The sequence below is a fragment of the Viridibacillus arvi genome (genome assembly GCF_001274945.1).
GTDB classification, from domain to species: domain Bacteria; phylum Bacillota; class Bacilli; order Bacillales_A; family Planococcaceae; genus Viridibacillus; species Viridibacillus arvi.
In genome coordinates this window covers 1716134-1733574 of sequence record NZ_LILB01000005.1, presented here as the reverse complement: position 1 = coordinate 1733574, position 17441 = coordinate 1716134, and the positions used below count along the sequence as shown (strand labels likewise).

14 protein-coding genes and 2 pseudogenes are annotated in these 17441 nt (G+C 32.4%); 11 read left to right on the top strand and 5 right to left on the bottom strand.

Annotation, left to right across the window (positions count from 1 at the left end; translation table 11 throughout):
- The first annotated feature begins 507 nt into the window (after positions 1-507).
- The 7 genes and pseudogenes from AMD00_RS17435 to AMD00_RS22950 form a co-directional block, all read left to right on the top strand.
- The gene (locus tag AMD00_RS17435) at positions 508-771 is read left to right on the top strand and encodes a CD3324 family protein (RefSeq protein WP_053418248.1); all 264 of its coding nucleotides are present in this window, start codon (positions 508-510) and stop codon (positions 769-771) included.
- A gap of 120 nt (positions 772-891) precedes the next feature.
- Positions 892-1530 (top strand): FusB/FusC family EF-G-binding protein, encoded by a 639-nt coding sequence (locus AMD00_RS17430; RefSeq protein WP_053418247.1) that lies wholly within the window; start codon positions 892-894, stop codon positions 1528-1530.
- Between the two features lie 231 nt (positions 1531-1761).
- Positions 1762-2067: a metal-sensing transcriptional repressor gene (locus AMD00_RS17425; protein ID WP_038180847.1), complete on the top strand. Its 306-nt coding sequence runs from the start codon at positions 1762-1764 to the stop codon at positions 2065-2067.
- Positions 2068-2492: 425 nt separating this feature from the next.
- Positions 2493-2699 (top strand): copper chaperone CopZ, encoded by a 207-nt coding sequence (gene copZ / locus AMD00_RS17420; RefSeq protein ID WP_053418246.1) that lies wholly within the window; start codon positions 2493-2495, stop codon positions 2697-2699.
- 101 nt (positions 2700-2800) lie between these two features.
- A complete protein-coding gene (locus AMD00_RS17415) occupies positions 2801-5221 on the top strand; it encodes a heavy metal translocating P-type ATPase (protein WP_053418245.1) in 2421 nt (806 codons plus the stop codon).
- Positions 5222-5235: 14 nt separating this feature from the next.
- On the top strand, positions 5236-6051 hold the full coding sequence (locus AMD00_RS17410) for a hypothetical protein (RefSeq protein ID WP_083446270.1): 816 nt from the start codon (positions 5236-5238) through the stop codon (positions 6049-6051).
- Positions 6052-6126: 75 nt separating this feature from the next.
- Positions 6127-6342, top strand: a pseudogene (locus AMD00_RS22950) (glutaredoxin family protein); the annotation flags it as partial.
- A 294-nt stretch (positions 6343-6636) separates the two neighbouring features.
- Here the strand turns inward: AMD00_RS22950 and AMD00_RS17405 are convergent.
- From AMD00_RS17405 to AMD00_RS17395, 3 genes and pseudogenes are all read right to left on the bottom strand, one after another.
- Positions 6637-7266: pseudogene (locus tag AMD00_RS17405) on the bottom strand (nitrite reductase).
- A 205-nt stretch (positions 7267-7471) separates the two neighbouring features.
- Positions 7472-8380: a cation diffusion facilitator family transporter gene (locus tag AMD00_RS17400; protein ID WP_053418244.1), complete on the bottom strand. Its 909-nt coding sequence runs from the start codon at positions 8378-8380 to the stop codon at positions 7472-7474.
- Positions 8381-8391: 11 nt separating this feature from the next.
- The gene (locus AMD00_RS17395) at positions 8392-8700 is read right to left on the bottom strand and encodes an ArsR/SmtB family transcription factor (protein WP_053418243.1); all 309 of its coding nucleotides are present in this window, start codon (positions 8698-8700) and stop codon (positions 8392-8394) included.
- Between the two features lie 403 nt (positions 8701-9103).
- On the opposite strand from AMD00_RS17395, the gene AMD00_RS17390 reads away from it, so the two are divergent.
- The 4 genes from AMD00_RS17390 to AMD00_RS17380 all read left to right on the top strand — a co-directional run bounded on the left by AMD00_RS17390 (position 9104) and on the right by AMD00_RS17380 (position 15235).
- Entirely contained in the window at positions 9104-10243 is a 1140-nt protein-coding gene (locus AMD00_RS17390; protein ID WP_053418242.1) for a sensor histidine kinase, read from the top strand.
- A gap of 241 nt (positions 10244-10484) precedes the next feature.
- Positions 10485-10658, top strand: a complete 174-nt coding sequence (locus AMD00_RS23330) for a hypothetical protein (RefSeq protein WP_157059280.1) — start codon at positions 10485-10487, stop codon at positions 10656-10658.
- Positions 10659-10770: 112 nt separating this feature from the next.
- Positions 10771-13824, top strand: coding sequence for a lantibiotic dehydratase (locus tag AMD00_RS17385; protein WP_053418241.1), 3054 nt, complete (start codon positions 10771-10773; stop codon positions 13822-13824).
- Positions 13825-14011: 187 nt separating this feature from the next.
- A complete protein-coding gene (locus AMD00_RS17380; protein WP_053418240.1) occupies positions 14012-15235 on the top strand; it encodes a lanthionine synthetase C family protein in 1224 nt (407 codons plus the stop codon).
- A gap of 139 nt (positions 15236-15374) precedes the next feature.
- Here AMD00_RS17380 and AMD00_RS17375 read toward each other — a convergent pair whose 3' ends face one another.
- Together AMD00_RS17375 and AMD00_RS17370 are read right to left on the bottom strand one after the other, a co-directional pair.
- The gene (locus tag AMD00_RS17375; protein WP_053418239.1) at positions 15375-16133 is read right to left on the bottom strand and encodes a FixH family protein; all 759 of its coding nucleotides are present in this window, start codon (positions 16131-16133) and stop codon (positions 15375-15377) included.
- Positions 16134-16214: 81 nt separating this feature from the next.
- A complete protein-coding gene (locus tag AMD00_RS17370; RefSeq protein ID WP_053418238.1) occupies positions 16215-17105 on the bottom strand; it encodes an EamA family transporter in 891 nt (296 codons plus the stop codon).
- Positions 17106-17441 lie beyond the last annotated feature (336 nt).

Below are 17441 nucleotides of genomic sequence, written 5' to 3'. Positions count from 1 at the left end.
TAAGCCCGGTGGAATACCGAACTCAGGTCTTAGAAGCTGCTTAACTAAATATGTCTAACTTTCTTGGGTCAGTTCAGTTAAGCTGAAGGTGCTTTTTTCGTTTTCATACATCTATAAATCAAGAGATGTTGAAAAATATTTTAATATAAGGTTCACATCATAATTAAAATCATATAATAGTATGTATTAAGCCGTTTAGTTTCACATACTATTTCCCGGGAAATAGTTATATCAAACAAGAAATTGCAAAACGATCCCTTAACAGTGTAAAATATTGTGTGAATCGATATTGATTTATCGTATCGTCCAATTTATAAAAGGATGTGATTAGGGTGGGATATGAAAAGTATTTACCAGCTACTACAAGAACTCATGCAAAGCCTTTTAATAATAATTTGGCGATTCTTTGCATGGGGTGATTAAAGTATCATCGCCGTTGCATGTCATATTATTCATTGAAATGCTTTGCCCTTAACTTCAATTATGATAGTGGAGGAGCGAGTTCCAATGAGATATGTAAATGCACAAGATATTATTCCGCAAAAACTGTTAGCTGAACTTCAGCAGTATGTACAAGGAGATTTACTCTATATCCCCAAGCCAGAAAAAAACAGGGTCAAATGGGGAGTTCATTCTGGTGAGCGTAAACGGCTATCTATACGCAATGCACAGATACGAGATGCATTCCGAAGTGGATCATCTTTAACAAACTTAGCTGAGGAATATAATTTATCTGTGGAAACTATAAAAAAAATCATCTATACAAAATAAGTCGTAATAGCTGCTATGATAACTAGCAGCTATTTTTATGTAGAGTTTAATTATAAAAATAATCCCCAATTGTAAACCTGAAATATATATAGTAAGTTGAATAAAAAGGAAGTGATACGAATGGAACGCTTTATGAATGTAGAACAATACCAGTTCGTCAAGAAGCAGGCTAAGAAAATAGCTAATGCTTATGCGAACACTAATGATAAGAATGTCCTTCAGGCAGTACAGGCGCTAGTAATGGAGAGTATTAATGAGAAACTCATTGGATTAGATGAAGATAGCAGTAGCATTGTGAAGCAAATCATAACTATACAAACGAAGGAGCAGCTTGAAAATTTTATTGAAAAAATAAAAGGTTACGTTACTCCATTTGAAAAGTTAACTGAAAAGGAACTGAAAAAGCTCTTCCCAAAGGATAAAAAATTGAAAGTCCCAGATTTGAAAAATGTAGATTGGACTGAAGTTTCTTATTTAAGTTGGTTCGATTCAGGAACTAACCGTAAATATATTGTTTATAGAAATGATAACAACATTAAAAGTATCCGAGGAGTCTTTAGTCAATCTAGTAAAAAGGGAATATGTACTATTTGTAACCAGCATCAATCAGTTGGAATGTTCATGAGCTCTAAAAAGGGTAAAGCAGTAGGCACATATGTAAAAAGAGGAAACTATATTTGCGTAGATAGCACGGTTTGTAATGAAAATTTAACAGATTTTACGAGGCTAACTGATTTCATTGAAACGATTAATGACTAAATTTTAACTAAAGCAAATTATCTAATTTAGATGATTTGCTTTTTTTATACTTAAGAAGATATGTGTTAGGGTATAGGTATTTCTAAAAAACCTTAATTTAATAAGCTGTTATTTGAAGCGAGGCTATCTCGATACAGATACGAATATTAAACCGAGAGGCAAGAAAATAATTATGGTACAATCAAGTAAATCCATTATTAATATACCGTTGTAAGAAAAGAAGGTGACAATATGTCAAACCCGTCAGAAGAAGTAAAAATTACACATCGATCAACAAAGGAAAAAGATGATATTTTAAATCGACTTAAACGAATTGAAGGACAAGTTCGTGGTATTCAAAATATGGTTGAAAACGATCGTTACTGCGTAGATATCTTAATTCAAGTATCTGCTATCAATGCAGCATTGAAGAAAGTAAACATGAATTTATTAGAAAAGCATACTAGCCATTGTGTATCGGATGCGATTAAGAATGGTGAAGGGGAAGAAGCGATTAAAGAATTAATGGACGTTTTCAAACAATTTGCAAAGTCCTAATGAGTGATAGTCAGCTATGTATGCTGGCTTTTTATCTCCTTATTGACATACCTAACGGGGGTATGGTAAATTGTTTGTAGGGAGTACTTAAACTCCAACGAAGATTTGGAAGGAGAGATAAAAGAATTAGCCGAGTTATGAAAACTGATAGTAATTATGCTGGAATGCCAAGTTTTCAATATAGATGGATAAAAAAATGATTATAAGAAAAACTTAAAGTGAAACTCAGATTTAGAACACTTTAATTATTTGAACAGTAATAGTTTTTCATGTAGCTATTAGTACAGTAGAAGTATAGATAAGAGTACAAACAAGGTGAAAGAGTTTTGTAGTATTTTTAGTTAGATAAATAAAAGTTTTATTTTACCCTACGAGGGTATAGTAAATTTTTAAAGTAAATGAAAACACATTAGGAGGAATTATTTATGCAACAAGTAACTTTAAACGTACAAGGAATGTCTTGCGGACATTGTGTTAATTCAATTGAAGGAAATGTAGGTAAGTTAAATGGAGTTGAATTAGTAAAAGTACATCTTGATACAGCAAAAGTAGATATATCATTAGATCCAAATGTAATCAGTTTAAAGGAAATTAAAGGTGAAATTGAAGATCAAGGCTATGATGTAGAGTAATCTACATCAAGAAAAAGTGCCAATAAAAAATCGTGCTGGGTTCAGCACGATTTCTTTTAAAAACAAAGCATTTATAATTGCAGTGAAGTAAGGAGTGAGAAATGATGAGTCAAAAGAAAGCGACTCTACAAATAACAGGTATGACATGTTCTGCCTGTGCAAATAGGATTGAAAGAGGTTTGTCCAAAATAGAAGGTGTTGAAGAGGCGAATGTAAACTTTGCACTCGAAAAAACACAAATTGTCTACGATTCAGAAAAAACTGATGCTTCGAAATTTAAGGAGAAAGTAAAAGCGTTAGGATATGACGTAGTAAGTGAAAAAGTTGATTTTAATGTCACTGGGATGACTTGTGCAGCCTGTGCAAATAAAGTTGAAAAACGCTTAAACAAATTTGACGGAGTTGAACTAGCAACGGTTAACTTTGCTTTAGAATCAGTTCACGTGGAATATAACTCGGAACAAGTGAATATCTCCGAAATGCAAGAGGCGATAAAAAAACTTGGTTACTCTCTTGAAGAAAAACAAGAAAAAGCTGGTGATCATATTGACCATCGCCAAAGGGAAATTCAAAAACAACAAGGGAAATTTATTTTCTCGCTTATTTTGTCTATCCCTTTATTATGGGCAATGGTAAGTCACTTCGAATTTACAAGCTTCATCTGGTTACCGGATATGTTGATGAATCCGTGGGTTCAATTCGCTCTAGCAACACCCGTTCAATTTATTGTTGGTAAACAATTTTATGTTGGCGCTTATAAGTCATTAAGAAATAAGAGTGCAAACATGGATGTACTTGTGGCATTAGGGACATCCGCTGCTTATTTCTATAGTTTGTATTTAAGTATCAAGTCAATTGGATCAAATGCTCATATGGTGGAGTTATATTATGAAACAAGTGCGGTTCTTATCACCTTAATTATTTTAGGTAAGCTATTTGAAGCCAAAGCAAAAGGTCGTTCCTCTGAAGCTATTAAGAAATTAATGGGGCTACAAGCGAAAAACGCTACTGTTTTCCGTGACGGCAAAGAGATAATTATTCCTATTGAAGAAGTATTAAAAGGCGATATTGTCTACATTAAACCGGGCGAGAAAGTACCTGTTGACGGTGAAATTGTGGAAGGTCAATCAGCACTTGATGAAGCTATGTTAACAGGTGAAAGTATTCCTGTAGATAAAACAGTGGGCGATACAGTTATTGGTTCAACGATTAATAAAAATGGTTTCTTGAAAATTAAAGCAACCAACGTTGGGAAAGATACAGCTTTAGCGCAAATTATTAAAGTTGTTGAAGAGGCACAAGGCTCAAAAGCACCGATTCAACGTTTAGCTGATGTGATTTCAGGTATATTTGTTCCGATTGTAGTAGGTATAGCTATAATTACGTTCCTAGTTTGGTACTTCATGGTGAGTCCAGGAGATTTTGCAGAAGCGCTCGAAAAATTCATCGCAGTATTAGTTATTGCTTGCCCATGTGCACTTGGCTTAGCGACACCTACTTCAATCATGGCTGGGTCCGGGCGTGCAGCAGAATTTGGGATATTGTTTAAGGGTGGCGAACATCTTGAAACAACACACCGTTTAGATACGATTATCCTTGATAAAACAGGAACTGTTACAAATGGTAAACCATCATTAACAGATGTTTTGTTAGCACAAGGTGTTGATGAGGCAAACTTCCTTAAGCTTGTTGGTACGGCGGAGAAAAACTCTGAACACCCACTTGCAGAAGCAATTGTTTTAGGAATTAAAGAAAAAGGTATTGAACTTGGGTCTTCTGAGATATTTGAAGCAGTCCCTGGTTACGGTATTCAGTCTAAAGTGGATGGTAAACAATTATTGATTGGTACACGTAAACTAATGGCGAAACACAACATTCAAGTGCAAGATGTATTAGTACAAATGGAGAATTTAGAGAAGCAAGGTAAAACTGCTATGTTAGTTGCTATCGATGGTCAATACGCGGGTCTAGTAGCTGTAGCAGATACAATTAAAGAAACGTCAAGTGATGCTATTGCTCGTTTACACAAATTAGGGTTAGACGTAGTAATGATTACAGGAGATAACACTCAAACAGCAAAAACAATTGCGGCTCAAGTTGGTATTAAGCATGTCATTGCTGAAGTTTTACCAGAAGGAAAAGCAGATGAAGTAAAAAAACTTCAAGCTGCTGGGAAAATTGTTGCGATGGTAGGAGATGGTATCAATGATGCTCCAGCATTAGCGACAGCTAATATTGGGATGGCAATTGGTACAGGTACGGATGTAGCAATGGAAGCGGCAGATATCACGCTAATTCGAGGCGATTTAAACAGTATTGCCGACGCAATTTTCATGAGTAAGAAGACCATTTTGAATATTAAACAAAACCTTTTTTGGGCACTTGCATATAACAGCTTAGGTGTACCAATAGCCGCAGTCGGTTTATTAGCTCCGTGGTTAGCCGGAGCAGCAATGGCGTTTAGTTCTGTTTCTGTTGTTCTAAATGCTTTAAGACTACAACGTATTAAGCTAAAAGCTTAGAGGAGGCAATATATATGAAACGTAGTACTGCAACTTGGGCTATTTCTGCAATTGTCTACTTAGGAATTATCATAATAGGTTACAGTGTATATGCCAATATGAACCCAAAAACAGAAGTAACAGACGATCATAATAGCAAAAAGTCAGATCAACATAATAGTAAAAATGAACATACAGATCATGAGGAAAGTGACATGAGTGAAGTTATCCCTAAAGTAGCTTACGCTAATGGAATCACAACAGTAGAATTAAAAGACAAGAACAATAATGCACCAGAATTAGATGTTTCTCATGAAAAGCTAATGCATTTAATCGTTGTTAGTTCAGACTTAGAAGAATATCATCATTTTCATCCCGAGGAAGCGAATGAAGGAATCTATCAAAATAAGTTTGACTTAGTTGATAGTTCTTATAAAGCATTCGTAGATATAAAACCAAAAGGGCTTTCGTATTCAGTGCAACCAATTGAATTTCACGTTGGTAAAATACATCAAAAGAACAATGGAAATAATCTTGTTGTAGATAAAAATTTTACAAAAACGATTAACAATCAACCAGTGGAACTTAAGACTACAGAATTTGATGTAAATAAGGAAATAACTTTAGATTTCGATTTAAAAGGTGCTAAACCTGAACCATATTTAGGTGCTTTAGGTCATGTCGTCATTTTAGATGAAAACGCAGAGAACTTTATTCATGTACATCCTGTTTCGGATGACCAAACAGTTTTTAAAACAGAATTCACTAAGCCTGGTGTATATAAAATGTGGGCTGAATTTAAGTTTGGTGAACAAGTAAATGCGTATCCATTTGTAATCGAAGTAAAATAAGAGTTTGAAAAGGGGGTATTTCTAAGTCAGAAAAACGACTTACGAGAAACCCCTTTTGATCAGGAAGCGAAAGCATTCCTTGCAAACAATAACATTTCATATATAAATTATGATCTAACGCAACAACCGTCAAAGGAAAAAGAGTTAATCAAGCTAAGCGGCGCAAGAATGGTTCCTACCCTTGTGTTCAAAAATAAATCTTTGTTTGGCCTGGCTAGCAAACCAACAGTAATGATTGGCTTTGAACAAAATATTGATGAAGTAAAAAGATTATTAATGATTAATAACTAAAAATCGAGAACCTGTTGCAAAAGTAAGCAGGTTCTTTTTTACATCCAAATATAAAGGTTAATCTTTTCATATACAAAGATATTTAAATTCTACATCAATGATGGGGGAGGAAGAGTAAAGAACATAAATCATTGTATCAAGCAAAATGAGTATAGAATTTCTATATAGTTGAGATAGCTTAAATAGAAAAAATGCACACGCTTCATTCAGTGTGAAATGAAGCGTGTGCAAGTGGAATTACAGTGTAACTTATAAATATTGATATATTACTCTTGAATTTTAAGTTTCCTATATTTAATGAACAAGTTGCGATTTAAGATTGTCTAATCCAAAGCGTTTAATGAATTTAAATAGCGGTTCACGCTTTTTACCATTCTCAGCATAAATATCAACGATTTTCTCTACAACCTCATACAGTTTTTCAGGAGTAAGTTGCTCCATTAGTAAAGTACCAATTTGAGCATCAAAACCTTTTGCTTTTCCTCCTATATATAAATCATAGCCATTTTTGCTTTTCATGACGCCGATATCATTGACTAAAGGTTCACCACAGCCGATGGGGCAACCTGTATAGGCTGGGCGAAGCGTAAAGGGAACTGTTTTCCCTGCAATACGTTTATTTAGCTCAATGGCAACGGGCATACCTTCTTGTTCTGACCCTTTGCAGAAATTACAAGTTCTTAGGCTTTTGACGAAATTTCCTACAGGTTAGCAGGACAGGCCAACTTCTTTAAATTTCTCTTTTACGAATTCCACATTACTTTCAAGTACATCGATGTAAAGCTGCTGGAAAGTTGTCAATTCCAGTTCATCCCCGTCATTCATGTACTGAGCAATGACAGCCAACTGTTTGGCATTTAGTTTAGCACCAAATGAAATGCCCCCATTAACAGCTAATTTCACTGTACTTTCATTTTGAGTCATATCTATTTTCACAACCTTCTAATCTTTTATAATATGGATTATACATTTATATAATACCATACCACGGGAGGGTATAATAAAGTTAAATAAAATAATTCCTCGGATAATTTTTCACGAAATTATTTTCCATTAGGAAACAGGATAGAATTGATTCATTTTATAGAACCTCTCTAAAATGAACGAGTTCTTAATACCTTCTACATTTCTAGACTTTCATATTTCCATGTTGTAGCATGGATTTTTCAACTTGAATAGTAGTGTGTCCAATATGGAATTCTTTTTCGATTACATGAATAGCTTTTTGAAGAATCACTTGTTCATTCTCTTCATCTTTAATTAGTAAATGAGAACTTAAAGAATGTAATCCAGATGTTATTGTCCAGATATGGAGATCGTGTACATTGATAACACCATCTATACTCTCTAATGCTCTTTTTACCTCTTGTTGATCAATTGCAGCAGGTGTCCCCTCCATTAAAATATGAACGGTATGCTTAATAATTCCCCATGCACCTTTTAGGATTAATAATGCAACAACAACACTAATAATCGGATCAGCAATGTACCAGTCGAAGAAATACATGACAATACCAGCAATGATAGCTCCGACAGAACCTAATGCATCTCCAAGAACATGAAGATAAGCACTTCGAAGATTAACATTATCTTTTACGTCACCTTTACTCATTAAAGACCATGCGCTAATAAGGTTTGCTAATAATCCAACTAGAGCGATTAACATCATAGAACCACTAGCAACAGTTGGAGGTTCAAAGAATCTTCCATAAGCTTCATAGATGATGAAACCTGCAATTAAGAATAAAGTGATACCGTTAAAAAAGGCTGCTAAAATCTCAAATCGATGGTAACCAAATGTTCTCTTTGGAGAAGCGGCTTTAGCAGCAAATCCTATCGCGACTAAGCTTAGAATTAAAGAAGCTGTATCACTCAACATATGTCCAGAATCTGCGAGTAAAGCTAAGCTATTTGTAATTAAGCCTCCAAAAAACTCTAAAATCATTATTCCTGCTGTAATTGTCAGGGCCATAATGAGCCCTTTTTTATTGCCCTCTCTACCATGATCATGCCCGTGGTCGTGTCCGTGATGATGCATATAAATTCCTCCTAATCATGTAATGAGTGGTCAATTACTTGTTTGAGTACTCCAATAACATGCTCGTCATCATAGCTATAAAATAATGATTTACCCTGACGACGTGATTTCACTAAACGTAAATTTTTCAGAAAGGATAGTTGATGGGATACAGCAGATTGAGTCATGTTCAGAACATCTGCAATATGTCCAACTGAACATTCTTCCTGAGAGAGTAAATATAAAATTTTCACTCTTGTAGGATCTGCTAATGCTTTGAAAGTTCTTGCTACATCTTCAACTGTAGATTCATTTAAAAAGTGATGTTCACTTTGCTCCAATTAATTGACCTCCTAATATTATTATATGAACACATGCTCATATGTTGATATTACAATAGTATATGTGGTTTGTAAACTACGTGTTCATTATTTTGCATTAATTTATGAATTTAATTCGTCTAAATATAATAATCCATCATCCATCAATATTATAAGTGCAGAAGATGTTTAATTTAATATCACAGTAAATATATTCTCTTCACAATAAAGCTCTAGCCCTTTTCCAAAAAAGAGTCATATAATAATTACTTGTATAATTAGTTATTTAAAAGAATTTATTTCTTTAGCGTGCTAGTGGTTGTTAGGTGATGTTTTATGATTTCTAGAATCAAAATGGCTATCGGTTTGGATTTAAGGAAATTTTGTTATAATAAAAGATTAGAAAGAGTGGTGAATTTACAGAATGTCGAATTGGTATAGTATTTTTCCGAAAAATCCATTGCTTAGTATTTCGACTTGGGTTCTTTTCTGTTTAGTCCCTCTTTACTTCGTTTTTCGTACAAAATCTACACTAATTGTATCTATTGCAGTCGCTATTTTGATTGTATATATCATTTGTTTTCGTTTTTCTTATAGTACTAATAATGCTCTGGTTTATGTGTGCATTTCCTTAGAGATGGTTATAAATGCAGTGATGACAGTTCTTTTTGGCTACATTTATTTTGCCTTTTTCACTGCTTTCTTTATTGGCCGAATTCGCCATACTGTTGGGTTTTATATTATGTATGGACTCCATATTGCAATGACTGTTGGTTCAATTATAGGTGGTTTCTTTATCGAGACAGAGCTATTTATTAAAGAGATTCCTTTTATCGTTATTGTCGTATTTGGTGTGATTTTAGGGCCCTTTTATATTTATAGCACGAACAAACGTGATAAATTACAAGGACAATTAGCAACTGCTAATGAGCGTATTTCTGAACTTAGTGTTTATGAAGAACGCCAACGAATTGCTAGAGATTTACACGATACTCTAGGGCAAAAGCTTTCAATGGTTGGTTTGAAGAGTGATTTAGCTATTCGTTTAGTAAAAAAAGATCAAGATGCTGCAATAGAAGAGCTTCGCGATATTCGTCAAACAGCTAGCATTGCATTAAAAGAAGTGCGGGAAATGGTGTCGAATATGAAGGCTGTGAAATTACAGGATGAACTACAACATGTAGAAAAAATTTTAACAGCAGCAGATATAAAAATGATTATTGAAGGTAATTCGGAATTCGATCATATTCCTGCAATTACTGGAAATACATTAAGTATGTGTTTGAAAGAGGCTGTTAATAACGTTGTAAGACATAGCAAAGCGACTGAATGTAAAATTATCATTATACAAAAATCCGATGTCATCCAATTGACTGTATTAGATAATGGTATAGGTATTTCTAATATGAATAGGAAACCATCGAGTAACGGTTTGAATGGTATGAAGGAAAGAGTCGAGTTTGTAAATGGTGACCTAGAGATTTCTGGACAAAATGGTACGTTAGTGAAGGTTACTTTGCCAAATGTGATTATGTATCAAAAGGAAGTTTCTCAATACGAGTAGATTATATAAAAAAGCGCCATAGCAGCCAAGTGCTTTGCTTCAATTAATTAATCCATTTTAATTTTATTATTTGAGAGATTATTCATATATTGATTATACAATGTAATAATTTACTTATAGGTACAAATGATTAAAAAGTATAAATATTCTGAATTTATATTGGAAAATATTTAAATAAAAGTTATAATATATTAAATCAACTTGTAATATATGGAGTTGGTTTGGAAAGGGGAGGAAAAATATGAAGAATCAAATGTTTGATTTAGATTTAAAAGTATCTTTAGAAACTTCTAAACATCGCGAGGAAATGCATGTAAACGGGAAATCCCAACAAGGACAATACCAGCCACAAGCACTGCCTAGTACTAAACAGGCTGGTTGTTCATTTATTCCGCCTTGTCCTATATCTATTTAGAATAGGGTCCAAATTTGCGATGAAGGAAATGAAACTTTCCTTCATCGCATTTTAAGTATGAAAAGATGTAATAAATAAGAGAGATATAAAATGTATATTGAGAGGTTTATATATGAATAATAAATGGAATGTTTTAGATATTTCTGTATTAAGAAGCCCACTTTTACCCCTTTCCTTCTTTTTAGAAAATTTATTAGAAGAAACAAATCCAGAGGAAATTATTAGTTTCGTATTAGGGAATTCTGCCATCAAAGAAGCAATATATTTTGCTAATCCTCAATTTATTATTGAATTAGAACAGTATTCAAACAAAAATAACAAAAAAAAGAATAATATTATAGCCACTTTGTATAAATATTTATCTAGAATTTCTACACGGGCAACTCCTTTTGGATTATTTTCAGGAATACAAGAAGTGTATTTTGCGACGGATTCAAAAGAGATAGATAAACAATATAAAAAGGAATTTGAAAAAAGAATTAGAGTAGACTCTATGTGGTTATTAGGGGTAATAAAAAAAATCGAACAACAAGAAGAACTATGGGCGTATATTACGGTGAAATTTTCTAAATTAGTATTAGAAGAGGGTAATAGAATCGTTTTCCCATATAGAGCAATGTATGGGCAATTTAATACATATAAAGAGCAAAAGGGAGCTTTCGAGTTTTCTGTAAAAAACACAACAGTTCTGCAAGAGATAAGGGAATTTACTACAGAACATATATCTATTACAAAATTAGTATCAAAATTAGAGGAACTATATCCTGATATACAAAGAGAGGAGTTCTCTTCTTATATAAAAGAGATTATTTCTCTAGAAATTCTTCAAAGTAATCTTCGGCCACAACTAACTAGCATTAATCATTTAGATGATTTACTTGTTTTATTTCAAAATATGGATTTAATCGATCATCCGTTCTATATAAAACTTTTTGACATAAAAGAACTGATTAAATCCTATTCAGAAGTTCAGTTAGGAGAAGATATTGGAATTCTCTTATTAGATAAAATTAAAAGAAGTATGAATGAGATTTATGAATCTAAGGACTTTTTACATATTGATCTAAAATCTTCTGAAGAAGCGTACTTACCAAAAGAAATAAAGGCTAGTATTTACAAATCTATTGAAATTTTAAGATTGTTTTTAGTGAATTTTTTTGGTTCTACTAATTTAAAATCGTATAGAAAAGAGTTTATCGAAAAATATGGATATAATTCAGAGGTTAATGTAATTGAATTGTTGTATTCATTAGAATTTGGGTCGCCTAAAAATTATGAATTTCCTCAAGGGAGAGTGGGGGAAATTCACAATAACGAGCAAATTCATAATGAAGCACTAAAATATATAGAAGCGTTAATTTCTGAAGCTTTGTTTAATGGAAGCGAAGAAATTGTAATCACAGATGAACAACTAAATAAGTATAAGAAAAATCATACAATAAAAGATGAAAACTTAAATGAATCGTTTGATATGTTGTTTACTATTGTGCAAAATGAGACCGGTTTTTATTTGAATGTTAATAATGATATAATGACTGACTCTGCTGGACAATTAATCGGTAGATTTGCTTATACTTTAAATGATAGATATCAGGATGGTTATAAAGAAATCGGTATTTTTGAAAAAGAATTATACGGACCAGATTATTCTATAGCTGAATTGTCATGCCAAAGTGTTTATGGACGTGCATCAAATATTAGCACGACGATCAATATTAGAGATTACGAAATCCCCATAATGAGTAGTTCTTCAAATTGTAAAGAACAAATAGATATTAATGCAATTTTATGTGGCGTTAATAATAATGGGCATTTTTACTTGAAAAATAAAAATACGGGGAAATTAATAATTCCTAAAACGACAGATATGCTACACGGAAATAATTACTTTCCTAATATATATAGATTTTTATTAGATGTTGAAAAAGAAGGAAAATTTCCATTCCAAACCTTTTTTTATTTCTTTTATAATAAGAATCCATATACACCTAGAATAAGGTATAAAGATATCATTTTATCTAAGAGACATTGGAATATAGATAAATTTATTCTTAATTTAGAAGATACTTTCACATTAAAAGAATGGATTCTTTCCATTAAAACTTGGAGAAATACTTATAACGTGCCAAATATTATAGAGATGAAGCAGTTGGATTCTACAATAACTTTTAATCTAAACAATGATCTGCATTTAGAAATTCTAAAAAAAGAATTTTTGAAGAATAGAAAACTACAATTTATTGAATTGGACTATGGCATTAATCAAGAAATCATGAGTAATGGGATTTATAAAGAAGAGGTTACAGTTACCATTTTAAATAATAGCAGTATAAAAAAAGAATATATGGTTCCTAAGAATAATGAAATCGCAAAAAGAAAAATAGTTCCTGGTGATGGATGGATATATTATAAGTTGTATATAAAAAGTAACAATCAAGATAATTTTTTAACAGATATTATTGGAACATCTATGAGTGATTTGTTAAAAGAGAAAAAAATAAATTCCTTCTTCTACGTGAGGTATGAAGATGTATATCCCCATATTAGACTTAGAATAAAGGTGGATCAGTCTCAATTAGCTTTTGTATTTGATTATATGATTAATTTAACAAAGAAATTAACGGATTCAAATGTTCTATCAGATATAACAATAGATACCTATTATCCTGAATATAGCAGATACGGTGGACCAGAGTTAGGGGAGATTATTCATTCATATTTTTTCCTTGATAGTCAAGTTAGTATAGATTTATTGAATTATAAAGAAAAAACAAAAGAATCAATAGAAAAAATAATTTCACATTCTATTTATAGACTATTACGTGATATGGGTATTGATAAAAGTGAACAAATAAATCTTATAAATAAATATATAAAAAACCACGGTTTAAGTAAGAAAATTTTAAAAAGACTTACGCATGACATGGATAAAAATTTGATGAATGAGAGTGAAGGGGAACTAAAAGGGATTTTAGATGTACGAGTCACTATATTACGAGAATTATATACAGAAATAGAAACAAAAACAAATAAAGATAGATATGAGTATATGGATGACATTGTGTTATCTTTGGTTCACATGAATGTAAATAGATTAATGGTTATTGATAGAGAGAAAGAACATAAACTGATGTATTGTTTATTACAAGCTTTAGAAAAAAACTAATAAATTGCTTTTACTATTAACACTAAATATGATGTGCTTACATGAGAGATACTTTTCGAATAAATGTTTGTTCTCACTTTCATTTAACAAAAAGTATCTCTTTTATTAGTCTACGAATACCTTTAATCTATCAAGTGATATTCAATAGTTTTTTACTTTTTTATACAGAATAAAGGAGGGGACATTATTGATACAAATCTTAGAACTGAGAGAAAAATGTACAACGCTGTTTGAAAAGGATGTTATCAATTTTGCAAAACAACAATCAGATATCGAGTTTGATTCTAGTATTGAGCATACTTTAAGTTATGGAGTACCAGGTCTATGCGTGTTGTTTTCCAGTTTACATAAATTAGACCCTTCCGGCGAGTGGGATATATTAGCACATGGACATTTAGAGAAACTGAACAGTAAAATGGAACTTAATCATTTAGATATCTCTTTATTTCAAGGACTCTGTGGACTAGGAGCTTCTGTTTTAACTATGTCTAGTGAGGGCGGGTATAACAAATATTTAACATCATTAAATGATTTAATAGAATTTCGAAGTGTAGCGCTATTAAAGAATTTTGATGGTAATCAGCATCTTTCAAATGAATCTAAATACGATATTTTCTCGGGTATAGTGGGTATTATTAGGTACATGCTGCACTTTAAAAATCATAAAAATTTTGCAACACTGATCAATAAATTAATTGTTAAAGTAATTGCATATGCAAATTCGGAGATGAAAAAAGCATCTTGTTTACCATCAAAAAGTTCTGATTATGTAAATCTAGGAACTGCTCATGGTTTATCTGGAATACTTTCTATTTTGTCTATAGCAAAATTAGAGTTGATAGAGGTAGAGGATTTAGATCTTACAATATTAAAGTTAATTTCTTTTTTCGAAGATCATTCATTTGTCACAATGGGTGTTACGACGTTTCCCGAGCGTTTACCTTTCACCCACAATAATCAATATAATGTATCGATTAACTCATCTTGGTGTTATGGACTGACTGGTGTTAATAGATCATTAATTTTAGCAGCAGAAGCTACAGAAAATTTTGAGATGAAGAATTTTTATATAAATAATTATTTGGCATTTCTAAAGGCATTTAGAATCACAAGTAAAAGGACATCGACAATTTTTTGCCATGGAATTGCTGGGATTATGTATGAAGCGTTTTTACTATATAAAGATAGTAAAGAAGATGAATTTATAACTCATATTAACGTGCTATTAGATTGTCTCATTGATAATGTAAACTGGGATAATGCAAATCATTTTCCAGATTGTACTTCGGATTTAACATACTTAAAATATGAAACTGGTATAGTAGACGGAGCTATTAGCGTATATTTGGTTTTATTGAGTCTTATGAACAATAAACGATTTGATATAGATTGGATTTTTTTGAAACGTTAATATTTACCTGTAGAAATATACTAACTATGATTGATTATTAAATGATAGTGAAAATGAATATATTAGATAAATGTAAGGGTGTAAAAAAATCCCATGAGCCACATCTATCCATTGTAATTAACTCATGGGACTTGTACTTTTATTTCACTGTAAATGTTTTTTCTTCATGGAAATGAAGCTCTTTGCCTTTTTCAACATGCAGAGTCACTTTATAAGTACCTGCATCATTGAATGTATTTTTGACTTCGTAAGTACCGTCTGCTTTTTCCTTTAGAGTTAACCATCCTGCTTCTTCAGTAGCATTATTAGTAATTTGGAAACGAACTCTTGCATCTGTCAGTGCTTTACCGTCATGCTGTATAGTGACACTAAAATTAGTGTTCTCACCTTTTTTAGCAGTTGTTTGAGAGAAAGTAGCAGTAGTATCTCCATGTGCATGTTCATGTGCTTCTGTTGAATCGTGATCATTGTCTTTAGTTTTTGCAACTTCTCCTGCAACCTTCATATCTGCATCGACCATTTCATGACCCTCGCCATTTGTTACATGTGCTGTAATTTCATAATTACCAGCTTCTTTAACTGTCATTTCAGCTACATAGTCATTATCTTTGTTTACTTTAGTTTCTAACATTTTATCTGAATGGGTATCAGCATTTTCTACTTCGAACGTTACTTCTGAAGCATTTGTTATAACTTTTCCATCTTCTGTTACTTTTACTTTAAATTCAACTTTGTCACCGACTTCAGCTTTTTTAGGAACAGTTACATCAGCTTTAAGAACAGCAGCTTTAACCTCCTGTTTTTCGACTTTATCTGTATTTTTTTCTTCATTGTCATTACAAGCTACAAGTGCAACACTTGAAATTAATGCTAATGCTGTTAGTGCAATTTTGCGCATAAAAAAAGCTCCCTTCTATTCAATACGATTGATTGTACCAAAAAAGAAGAGAGAGTTTGCAAAATAAGTGTGAAGTTTTGTCTAAATTGCTTTATTTCTTGTCAATAGAGTAGGTAAAGTCATACCGATTAATACTAGAATAATCCCTATAATTTGTATCCAAGTTAAAGATTCATGTAGCACAACAACCGAAACGGTAATTGCTACAGGTAGTTCCATAGCACTTAGAATAGAAGCCATACCACCACCTACTTTAGGGACAGCGATTGTGAATAATAAAATCGGTAAAATTATACCAAATACCCCAAGTAGTAAGCCGAATTTCCAAAGTCCAGCACCAAATAATTGTCCATTCCAAACAATTTCAGGTGATAAGAAAATAGATATTAAAACAAGTGCAAAGAATGACATAATCAACATCCGTGCAATTGTTGAAATTTCTTCAGTTGGTCTTGAATTGATTTGGATGAAAATAGAGAAGCTGACTGCAGCAGCAAAACCAAATACCCAACCTTGCCAAGCAATACCGCTTAAATCAACGTCCAAAATCCCGGCTGCTAAAATTGTTCCCGCGAAGAGGAAAATAAGAGAAATGACTTCCTCACGCTTTGGTAAGCGACGATGTAGTAAACAATCGATCAGCATGCCAACCCAAGTGAATTGGAATAACATAACAACTGCTAAAGAAGCAGGTAAATAATTTAAAGATTTTCCGTAAACAATCCCTGTCGTACCAGTGAAAATTCCGGCTAAAAGTAATATAATCAGACTTTTTTTAGATAGTCTAGGTAACTTACGTTGTGTAAAAATAAAGAGCAGCAAGGCTAGTGAAAATCCAACAACATATTGGCTAGTAACTGCCTCAGCTGAATCAAATCCGTGTTGCATAGCTACCTTTATAATAGTGGACAATATTCCGTAACTACTAGCCGCAAGTACAACTAATAGTGAGTAAAATAAATTTTTATTCATATAAACAACTCCTATTATTGGCCAGATTAGAATCAACCAAGAGGATAGTATAACATTTTTTTTGAATTTGTGAAGAGGGAAGTTTACTATGTAGTATTAATTTTTACACAAAAAACATGAGCATCTTTTAAAGAAACTCATGTTTTTATTTTAGTTGTAGTGATAAGGAAATTTTAAGAATACAAATTGTATTTGTATGGCATCTTGAAAGACAATAGAAAGTCGATAATTTAGGCTATCCAGCTTCAGCAGCCAGCCCCTCGAGGTCACTTCAGTCTCTCGGTCAAAGTCAAAAAGCGACTTTGATTCGAGCCTTGCTTGTCGGGGTTAAGCTGA

Coding starts and splice junctions, on each gene's coding strand:
- AMD00_RS17435 (WP_053418248.1), top strand. CDS start 508: ATGAGATATGTAAATGCACAAGATATTATTCCGCAAAAACTGTTAGCT.
- AMD00_RS17430 (WP_053418247.1), top strand. CDS start 892: ATGGAACGCTTTATGAATGTAGAACAATACCAGTTCGTCAAGAAGCAG.
- AMD00_RS17425 (WP_038180847.1), top strand. CDS start 1,762: ATGTCAAACCCGTCAGAAGAAGTAAAAATTACACATCGATCAACAAAG.
- copZ (WP_053418246.1), top strand. CDS start 2,493: ATGCAACAAGTAACTTTAAACGTACAAGGAATGTCTTGCGGACATTGT.
- AMD00_RS17415 (WP_053418245.1), top strand. CDS start 2,801: ATGATGAGTCAAAAGAAAGCGACTCTACAAATAACAGGTATGACATGT.
- AMD00_RS17410 (WP_083446270.1), top strand. CDS start 5,236: ATGAAACGTAGTACTGCAACTTGGGCTATTTCTGCAATTGTCTACTTA.
- AMD00_RS17400 (WP_053418244.1), bottom strand. CDS start 8,380: ATGCATCATCACGGACACGACCACGGGCATGATCATGGTAGAGAGGGC.
- AMD00_RS17390 (WP_053418242.1), top strand. CDS start 9,104: ATGTCGAATTGGTATAGTATTTTTCCGAAAAATCCATTGCTTAGTATT.
- AMD00_RS23330 (WP_157059280.1), top strand. CDS start 10,485: ATGAAGAATCAAATGTTTGATTTAGATTTAAAAGTATCTTTAGAAACT.
- AMD00_RS17385 (WP_053418241.1), top strand. CDS start 10,771: ATGAATAATAAATGGAATGTTTTAGATATTTCTGTATTAAGAAGCCCA.
- AMD00_RS17375 (WP_053418239.1), bottom strand. CDS start 16,133: ATGCGCAAAATTGCACTAACAGCATTAGCATTAATTTCAAGTGTTGCA.
- AMD00_RS17370 (WP_053418238.1), bottom strand. CDS start 17,105: ATGAATAAAAATTTATTTTACTCACTATTAGTTGTACTTGCGGCTAGT.